7 protein-coding genes and 1 pseudogene are annotated in these 8,233 nt (G+C 73.0%); 1 reads left to right on the top strand and 7 read right to left on the bottom strand.

From position 1 onward, the window contains the following. Positions 1 to 64: 64 nt before the first annotated feature. From ACW0Q9_RS26720 to ACW0Q9_RS26690, 7 genes are all read right to left on the bottom strand, one after another. Positions 65 to 532, bottom strand: coding sequence for a GNAT family N-acetyltransferase (locus ACW0Q9_RS26720; protein ID WP_456185905.1), 468 nt, complete (start codon positions 530 to 532; stop codon positions 65 to 67). A 131-nt stretch (positions 533 to 663) separates the two neighbouring features. Further along, a complete protein-coding gene (locus ACW0Q9_RS26715) occupies positions 664 to 1,599 on the bottom strand; it encodes a helix-turn-helix domain-containing protein (RefSeq protein ID WP_456185903.1) in 936 nt (311 codons plus the stop codon). 86 nt (positions 1,600 to 1,685) lie between these two features. Continuing rightward, positions 1,686 to 2,453 (bottom strand): 4-hydroxy-tetrahydrodipicolinate reductase, encoded by a 768-nt coding sequence (gene dapB / locus ACW0Q9_RS26710; RefSeq protein WP_456185901.1) that lies wholly within the window; start codon positions 2,451 to 2,453, stop codon positions 1,686 to 1,688. 72 nt (positions 2,454 to 2,525) lie between these two features. Beyond that, positions 2,526 to 3,875: a M16 family metallopeptidase gene (locus tag ACW0Q9_RS26705; protein WP_456185899.1), complete on the bottom strand. Its 1,350-nt coding sequence runs from the start codon at positions 3,873 to 3,875 to the stop codon at positions 2,526 to 2,528. Positions 3,876 to 4,054: 179 nt separating this feature from the next. Next, positions 4,055 to 6,427 carry a polyribonucleotide nucleotidyltransferase gene (locus ACW0Q9_RS26700; RefSeq protein WP_456185897.1) on the bottom strand — a complete coding sequence of 791 codons (2,373 nt, stop codon included), beginning with the start codon at positions 6,425 to 6,427 and terminating at the stop codon, positions 4,055 to 4,057. Positions 6,428 to 6,646: 219 nt separating this feature from the next. Beyond that, complete coding sequence (rpsO, locus tag ACW0Q9_RS26695) at positions 6,647 to 6,916, bottom strand: 30S ribosomal protein S15 (RefSeq protein ID WP_043962418.1); 270 nt, start codon at positions 6,914 to 6,916, stop codon at positions 6,647 to 6,649. Positions 6,917 to 7,123: 207 nt separating this feature from the next. Further along, a complete protein-coding gene (locus ACW0Q9_RS26690; RefSeq protein ID WP_456185894.1) occupies positions 7,124 to 7,999 on the bottom strand; it encodes a bifunctional riboflavin kinase/FAD synthetase in 876 nt (291 codons plus the stop codon). Here ACW0Q9_RS26690 and ACW0Q9_RS26685 point away from each other — a divergent pair. Next, positions 7,989 to 8,233, top strand: a pseudogene (locus ACW0Q9_RS26685) (hypothetical protein); the annotation flags it as partial. The gene ACW0Q9_RS26690 and the pseudogene ACW0Q9_RS26685 overlap by 11 nt on opposite strands.

The following is an 8,233-nucleotide window of genomic DNA, read 5'->3' as shown; positions in this document are numbered from 1 at the left end:
GAAATCGGGCGCTCCCTGACGCAAACTTCTTGATCAACGGAGCGGGACGGGGCCGGTGGGGGGGTCAGGCCTGGGTCAGTTCGGCGATGAGTTCGTCGTCCTCCATGGCACCTGTGGGGTGGAAGCCCAGGGAGCGGTAGAGGGTGGCGGCGGCGGTGTTGTCGGGGTGGTAGCTGAGGCGGATCGGTTGTCCGGCCTTGGCGAGCCAGTCGGTGAGGGTCTGGACGGCGGCGCGGCCGATGCCGTGGTTCTGCTCGGCGGCGTCGATCACCATGCCGCCGATCCAGCGGGAGCCGTCGTCGTCCACGCCCCACATGACGTGTCCGACCACCGTCTCGTCCGCGTGGACGGCGAGCGAGGTCCAGACGTTCGAGCGCATGGTCAGCACCAGGTAGCGGGCGGCCAGCGCGGGCACGAAGTTCCGCTGGTCGTCGCGGGGAGCGACGTCGGCCACCGCCCGCCAGTTGTCGTCGTCCACCGGCCGCAGGGTCACCCGGCGGCCGGCGCGGTCACGCAGCCCGGAATCGATCATGGCGGTCAGCCTAGGTCCGCCCCGCCCGCCGGGCCATCGCTTTCGCCGCAGCCGCGACGGCCACCCCCGCGCGGCGGAGGCCGGGCTGAGTCGGTCAAGCGGGTGCAGGCGTCAGCCGGCGGGTGCAGGCGTCAGCCGGCGGGTGCGGTTGCGGCGGCGTCCAGGTAGGGGCGGGGGTCGCCGGCGCCGAGGTCGGTGACGCCGGCGCTGTGCAGGGCGCCGATGGCCAGGGTCCGGCGCACGGCGGCGAAGGTGATCACGTGGCCGATGGTGCCGCCGAGGGTGTGGGTGGTCGGCGGCGAGCAGGTGGTGTCCACGAAGGTGTCCGCCAGGGTGCCGGCGGCCAGCGTCCGGGCCACGAAGGCCCGCCAGTCCCGGCCGGCGACCGCGTGCCGGGCGGCCAGCCCGGTCACCGACCGGTCGCTCTCGTCGGGCCACTCGCCGCCGCGCAGCGCCGACAGCCAGTGCTCCTCCTGGGTGACCATGGCGTTGATCAGCGAGCGGAGGGTGGGCCGCTCGTCGATGGTCTCGACGGACACGGTGACCGGCCGGTCGAGCACCTCGTCGTCGAGGGCGGCGGCGCGGTCGATGATCGCGGTGAGGGTCTGGACGTGGTGGTCCACGAGGTGTTGGAGAACGTTCATGGGGGTCTCCTGACGTGCCGCCGGCAGCCGCAGGCCACCGGGGGGCTGGAAGTGGACGCCGCTGGGGCAGGGCAGCTCCAGCTCGCGGAAGGTCAACGGCGGGCGCCGCCGGACCGCGGTCGGGGCGACGCCGTACGACCGCTGGAACGCGCGGGTGAACGCCTCGTGCGAGCCGTAGCCGGCCTCGACGGCGATGTCGAGGACGGTCCGGTCGCTGGTGATGAGCCGGTGCGCCGCACGCTCCAGCAGGAGCCGGCGGCGCAGCGCGCCCGGCGGTTCCCCGGTGGCCGCGGCGACCAGCCGGTCGAAGTGGAACCGGGAAAGGTGGACCCGGGCGGCCAGATTCGCCGGGCCGGTCTCCGGGTCGTCCAGTGCGAGCTGGAGCAGGTCGAGGAGGCCGGTGAGTCCGTCCGTGCGGGTCATGTGGACAGCGTGCACCCGCGGCGGGCCGTGCCGCTTGATCGCCGTTGCGCACCCGCGCCAGCCGCCTGCGAGACGGGCGGCGGGAATCAGTCGAGCAGGGCGTCCAGACCGACGGTGAGGCCCGGCCGGCGGCGCACCTCGCGGACCGCCAGCAGCACGCCGGGCATGAACGAGGCCCGGTCGTACGAGTCGTGCCGGATGGTCAGCGTCTCGCCGGTGGTGCCGAAGAGCACCTCCTGGTGGGCGACCAGGCCGGTGGCGCGGACGGCGTGTACGCGTACCCCGTCGATCTCGGCGCCGCGGGCGCCGGGCACCTCGTCCTTGGTGGCGTCCGGCGTGGGGCCGAGCCCTGCCTCGGCGCGGGCCTGGGCGATGAGCCGGGCCGTGTGGGTGGCGGTGCCGCTGGGCGCGTCCAGCTTGCGCGGGTGGTGCTGCTCGATGATCTCGACCGACTCGAAGTGCCGGGCCGCGCGGGCGGCGAACTGCATCATCAGCACCGCGCCGATGCCGAAGTTGGGGGCGATCACCACGCCGACGCCGGGCTTGCCGGCCAGCCAGCCGCGCACCTGATCGAGCCGCTGCCCGGTGAATCCGGTGGTGCCGACCACCGCGTGGATGCCCTGGTCGATGCACCAGCGCAGGTTGTCCATGACGACGTCGGGGGTGGTGAAGTCGACGACCACCTCGGCGCCGGCGACGGCGGAGAGGCCGTCGCCCTGGTCGACCGTGGCCACCAGGTCGAGGTCGCCGGCCGCGTCGACCGCCTTGCAGACCTCCATGCCCATCCGGCCGCGGGCGCCCAGCACGCCGACCCGGATCGCCTCGGCCGGGTTCTTCTCCTGCTCGTCAGTCACGGGGCACAACCTATCCCAATCGGGACGGGGCCACCCCCGCGGACCGGGGAGCGGGACGGGAGTCCGGGCCGGTCAGCGCGCCGCGAAGGCGGACTCGTCGAACGGGCCCACCACGGCGAGGGACATCGGCCGGCCGAGCAGGTCGGCGGCGAGGGCGTTGACGTCGTCCAGGGTCACCGCGTCGACCCGGGCCAGCAGCTCGTCGACCGGCATCAGGTTGCCGTAGAGCAGCTCGCCCTTGGCCAGCCGGCTCATCCGGGAGCCGGTGTCCTCCAGGCCGAGGACGAAGGAGCCCTTGCTCATGCCCTTGCCCCGAGCCAGCTCCGCCTCGGTGATCCCCGCGGCGGCCACCCGGGCCAGCTCGGCCCGGGTCAGGTCCAGCACCTCGTCCACCTTGCCCGGCGCACAGCCGGCGTAGACGGCGAACAGGCCGCTGTCGGCGTACTGGCTGGCGTAGGAGTAGACCGAGTAGGCCAGGCCGCGCTGCTCGCGGATCTCCTGGAACAGCCGGCTCGACATGCCGCCACCGAGCACGTTGTTGAGCACCCCGAGGGCGAAGCGCCGCTCGTCGAGGCGGTCGATGCCGGGGCAGCCGAGGATGACGTGCGCCTGCTCGGTCTCCTTCGGCTCGACCACCGTGGCGGCCGGCCTGGTGCGTACCGCCGGGGTGGCCGGCCGGTGCGGGGCCGGCGTCGCCGGGTCGGTGTCCAGCGGGGTGCCACGCAGCGCCTGCCGGACCAGCTTGACCACGGCGGCGTGGTCGAGGTTGCCGGCGGCGGCGATGACGATCTGCGGCGCCGTGTAGCGGCGGCGGTAGAAGCTCTGGATCTGCCGCCGGGTCATCGGGGTGACCGTCTCCTCGGTGCCGGAGATCAGCCGGCCGAGGGGGTGGTCGCCGTAGACGGCGCGGGCGAAGAGGTCGTGCACCTCGTCGCCGGGCTCGTCGTCGTGCATGGCGATCTCTTCGAGGATGACGCCCCGCTCGGTCTCCACGTCGGGGGCGGCCAGCACCGAGTCGGCGACCAGGTCGCACATGACGTCGATGGCCAGCGGCAGGTCCTCGTCCAGCACCCGTGCGTAGTAGCAGGTGTATTCCTTGGTGGTGAAGGCGTTGGTCTCGCCGCCCACCGCCTCGATCTCCGACGAGATCTCCAGCGCGCCGCGCTTGTTGGTGCCCTTGAACAGCAGGTGCTCCAGGAAGTGCGCGGCGCCGGCCTGCGGCCCGGTCTCGTCGCGCGACCCGACCGCCACCCAGATGCCGAACGAGACGCTGCGCATCGCCGGGATCGCCTCGGTGAGCACGCGCAGGCCGCTCGGCAGCACGGTGCGGCGGACGGTGCCGCCCAGCGGGTCGTCGCTGAGCGTGCGGGTCACCGCCCGGGCCGCTCCGCCCACGGGGCGCGCGACCCCGGACGACGTCACCCCCCGTCGAGCCGCAGGGGAGGACGAACGCCGGGTCCGACTCACGAGGAACCTGCTCTCAGTTCGACGAGGGGTGGGTGGTGCGGTGGTAACGCACGACGGCTCCGGCGACCTGGAACCGTCGCTGGAGCCGTCACCGGCCGGGTGACGCCGTCGGCGTCACCCGGCCGGTCGGTGGATCAGCTGTGCCGGGTCCGGCGCCGCGGACGGCCGTCGCCGCCGCCCTCGCCGCCCTCGCCGCGCTCCGGACCGCGGCCGCCGCGCTCGCCGCCGCGCTCACGGTCGCCGCGGTCCCGCGGGCCACGGTCGCCGCCGCGGTCCCGGCCGGCCGGACGCTCGCCGGCGGCGGCCTCCTCGGCGGCCGGCGCCTCAGCGCCCTCCGGGCGGACCTTGTCCAGGTAGATCTTGCCGCGCTGGTCGATGTCGGCGATCTCGACCTCGACCTTGTCGCCGACGTTGAGGAAGTCCTCGACCTTCTCGACCCGCTTGCCGTCGCCCACCTTGGAGATGTGCAGCAGGCCGTCGCGGCCCGGGAGCAGCGAGATGAAGGCGCCGAACGCGGCGGTCTTCACCACGGTGCCGAGGAACCGGTCGCCGACCTTCGGCAGCGTCGGGTTGGCGATCGCGTTGATCCGCTCGACCGCGGCCTGGGCCGACGGGCCGTTGGTCGCGCCGACGTAGATGGTGCCGTCGTCCTCGATGGAGATCTCGGCGCCGGTCTCGTCCTGGATGGCGTTGATGGTCTGGCCCTTCGGGCCGATCACCATGCCGATCTTGTCGACCGGGATCTTCACGGTGGTGACCCGCGGCGCGTAGTCCGACATCTCGGCCGGGGCCTCGATGGCCCGCTGCATCACGTCGAGGATGGTCTGCCGGGCCTCGTTCGCCTGCTGGAGCGCGGCGGCCAGCACGTCCGACGGGATGCCGTCGAGCTTGGTGTCGAGCTGCAGCGCGGTGACGAAGTCCCGGGTGCCGGCGACCTTGAAGTCCATGTCGCCGAACGCGTCCTCGGCGCCGAGGATGTCGGTCAGCGTCACGTACTGGGTCTTGCCGTCGACCTCGTCGGAGATGAGGCCCATGGCGATGCCGGCGACCGGCGCCTTCAGCGGCACACCGGCCGAGAGCAGGCCCAGCGTCGAGGCGCAGACCGAGCCCATCGAGGTGGAGCCGTTGGAACCGAGCGCCTCGGAGACCTGCCGGATGGCGTACGGGAACTCCTCGCGCGACGGCAGCACCGGGATCAGCGCCCGCTCGGCGAGCGCGCCGTGGCCGATCTCGCGCCGCTTCGGCGAGCCGACCCGGCCGGTCTCACCGGTCGAGTACGGCGGGAAGTTGTAGTTGTGCATGTAGCGCTTGCGGTTCTCCGGGGACAGGGTGTCCACCATCTGCTCCATGCGCAGCATGTTCAGCGTGGTGACGCCCAGGATCTGGGTCTCGCCCCGCTCGAACAGCGCCGAGCCGTGCACCCGCGGCAGCACGCCGACCTCGGCGGTCAGCGGACGGATGTCGCGCGGGCCGCGGCCGTCGATGCGGACCTGCTCGCGCAGCACCCGGTTGCGCACCTCGGACTTGGTCAGCGACCGGAAGGCGGCGGAGAGCTCCTTCTCGCGGCCCTCGAAGCGCGGGCCGAGCTCCTCAGCGACCTTGGCCTTGACCCGGTCCAGGGCCTCCTCGCGGTCCGCCTTACCGGCGATCTTGAGGGCCTCGGCGACCTCGGCGCGGGCCAGCTCGGCCACGGCGTCGTACGCGTCGTCCTGGTAGTCCAGGAAGACCGGGAACTCGGCGACCGGCTTGGCGGCCACCTCGGCCAGCTCGCTCTGCGCGCGGCACAGCTCGCGGATCGCCGGCTTGGCGGCCTCCAGGCCGCTGGCCACGATCTCCTCGGTCGGCGCGGTGGCGCCGTCCGCGATCAGGCCCACGGCGTGCGGCGTCGCCTCGGCCTCGACCATCATGATCGCGACGTCGCCGTCGGCCAGCGCCCGGCCGGCCACGACCATGTCGAAGGTGGCCCGGGCCAGCTCCTCCAGGGTCGGGAAGGCGACCCACTGGCCGTCGACGTGCGCGACCCGGGTCGCGCCGATCGGGCCGGAGAACGGCAGGCCGGAGAGCTTGGTGGACATCGAGGCGGCGTTGATCGCCACCACGTCGTAGGGGTGCTGCGGGTCGAGCGCCAGCACGGTCTCGACGACCTGGACCTCGTTGCGCAGGCCCTTGACGAACGACGGGCGCAGCGGCCGGTCGATCAGCCGGCAGGTGAGGATGGCGTCCTCGCTGGGCCGGCCCTCGCGGCGGAAGAACGAGCCGGGGATCCGGCCCGCGGCGTACATCCGCTCCTCGACGTCGACGGTCAGCGGGAAGAAGTCGAACTGCTCCCGGGGCTGCTTGCCGGCGGTGGTGGCGGAGAGGACGACCGTCTCGCCCAGCTGGGCGATGACGGAGCCGGCGGCCTGACGGGCCAGCCGGCCGGTGGAGAAGGTGATCTCACGGGTGCCGAAGGACCCGTTGTCGATCACGGCGGTGCGGGATTCGGTGCCGAGGTTGGTCTCGGTCATGTGCTGTGGTGCTCCTTCGCGTCGTCGGCCCACGACACGGGGAACTGCTCAGGCGGCCGGTCTTCGATCGAAGCGCCCGGGTGGCCGGCATGATGCCGGGATTCCGGGGGCCACTACCGGAGACCGGTGCTGACCGGCTCCCTCTCGGGTTGTCGCGCGGCCGGGTTCTTCGGTGGTACCGGAACGGGGGAGCGGCCGAGTGGCCACTCCCCCGTCACGTCATCGGCGCAGGCCGAGCCGCTCGATGAGCGACCGGTAGCGGTTGATGTCCTTCTTCTGGACGTAGTTGAGCAGCCGACGGCGACGGCCGACCAGCAGCAGCAGCCCGCGGCGGCTGTGGTGGTCGTGCTTGTGCACCTTCAGGTGCTCGGTGAGCTCGGCGATCCGCTTGGTGAGGACCGCGACCTGCACCTCCGGCGAACCGGTGTCGCCCTCGGCGGTCGCGTACTCCGCACGGATCTTGGCCTTGGCTTCCTGGTCGAGCGCCATGTTCTCCCTGTTTCGTGGAACGTTCGATGAGGTCCGTCGGATCGGTCGGAGTGACCGGGAAACGGACCGGTTCCTCGCACCCGCGGCGTCGTGCAGGCACGCGAGGCCCCACGTCGGTCAGCCGACGTCCCTGCCAGACTACCAGCCCGGCGGGGAACCACCCGGTGAAGGGCCGCGATGCCGCCCGGCGGGCCGGCTCCGGCACGCTCAGCCGACCGCCCGGCGGGTCCGCTCCACGTCCTCGGCGATCTGTGTCACCAAGGGCTCGATCGCGTCGTACGTCCGTTGTTCCCGCAGGTGCGCCACGAAGTCCAGGGCCAGCCGCTCGCCGTAGAGGTCGCCGGTGAAGTCGAGCGCGTACGCCTCCACCCGGCGCTCCCGGCCGGAGAAGGTCGGGTTGGTGCCGATGGAGACCGCGGCGGCCAGCGGCTCCCCGCCCCGGCGCACGAGGCGGGCCGCGTACACCCCGTCGGCGGGGATCGCCGCGTAGCGGTGGGTCAGCAGGTTGGCGGTCGGATAGCCCAGCTCCCGCCCGCGCTGGTCACCGCGGACCACCACGCCCTCCACCCGGTGCGGGCGGCCCAGCGCGGCGGCCGCCGCGGCCACGTCACCCGCGTCGACGCAGGAGCGGATGTACGTCGAGGAGAAGACGGTGCCCGCCTCGGCGACCAGCGGGGCGCCCTCCACCCCGAAGCCGAAGGTGCGGCCGAGCCGCTCCAGCAACGCCACGTCGCCGGCCGCCCGGTGCCCGAACCGGAAGTTGGCGCCGACCACCACCAGCGCGGCGTGCAGGTGCTCGACCAGGATGTCGTGCACGAACGCCTCGGCCGGCAGCCGGGAGAACTCCGGGGTGAACGGCACCACGCAGAGCACGTCGACGCCGAGCGCCTCGATCAGCTCGGCCTTGCGGGCCGGCTCGGTGAGCACGGCCGGGTGCGAGCCGGGGCGGACCACCTCGGCCGGGTGCGGGTCGAAGGTCACCACCACCGACTTGACGCCCAGCTCACGGGCCCGCGCCACGGCGTGGCCGATGGTCGCCTGGTGACCCTTGTGCACGCCGTCGAAGACGCCGATGGTGACCACCGACCGCTACTTCAGCACCGACCGCTACGACGGCATCTTCCCGGCACCGACCGGCTCCCTCGTCGCCGTCCGGGACGACGACCGGCCCCGGGAGATCGGCCTGTTCGACCTGGCCAGCGGAAAGACCCGCTGGTACGAGGTCGGCCGGGCGCTCTCCACGCCGAGATGGTCGCCGGACGCCCGGCGCCTGCTCTTCACCACCCACCAGCTCGATCATTTCGGCTTCATCGTGCT

The sequence above is a fragment of the Micromonospora sp. I033 genome, assembly GCF_053890995.1.
This window is presented reverse-complemented; position numbering and strand designations above follow the sequence as displayed.

What these genes read in the sequence shown, in the direction of transcription:
- ACW0Q9_RS26700 (WP_456185897.1), bottom strand. Translation starts at nt 6,427, where the DNA reads ATGACCGAGACCAACCTCGGCACCGAATCCCGCACCGCCGTGATCGAC.
- ACW0Q9_RS26715 (WP_456185903.1), bottom strand. Translation starts at nt 1,599, where the DNA reads ATGACCCGCACGGACGGACTCACCGGCCTCCTCGACCTGCTCCAGCTC.
- rpsO (WP_043962418.1), bottom strand. Translation starts at nt 6,916, where the DNA reads ATGGCGCTCGACCAGGAAGCCAAGGCCAAGATCCGTGCGGAGTACGCG.
- ACW0Q9_RS26720 (WP_456185905.1), bottom strand. Translation starts at nt 532, where the DNA reads ATGATCGATTCCGGGCTGCGTGACCGCGCCGGCCGCCGGGTGACCCTG.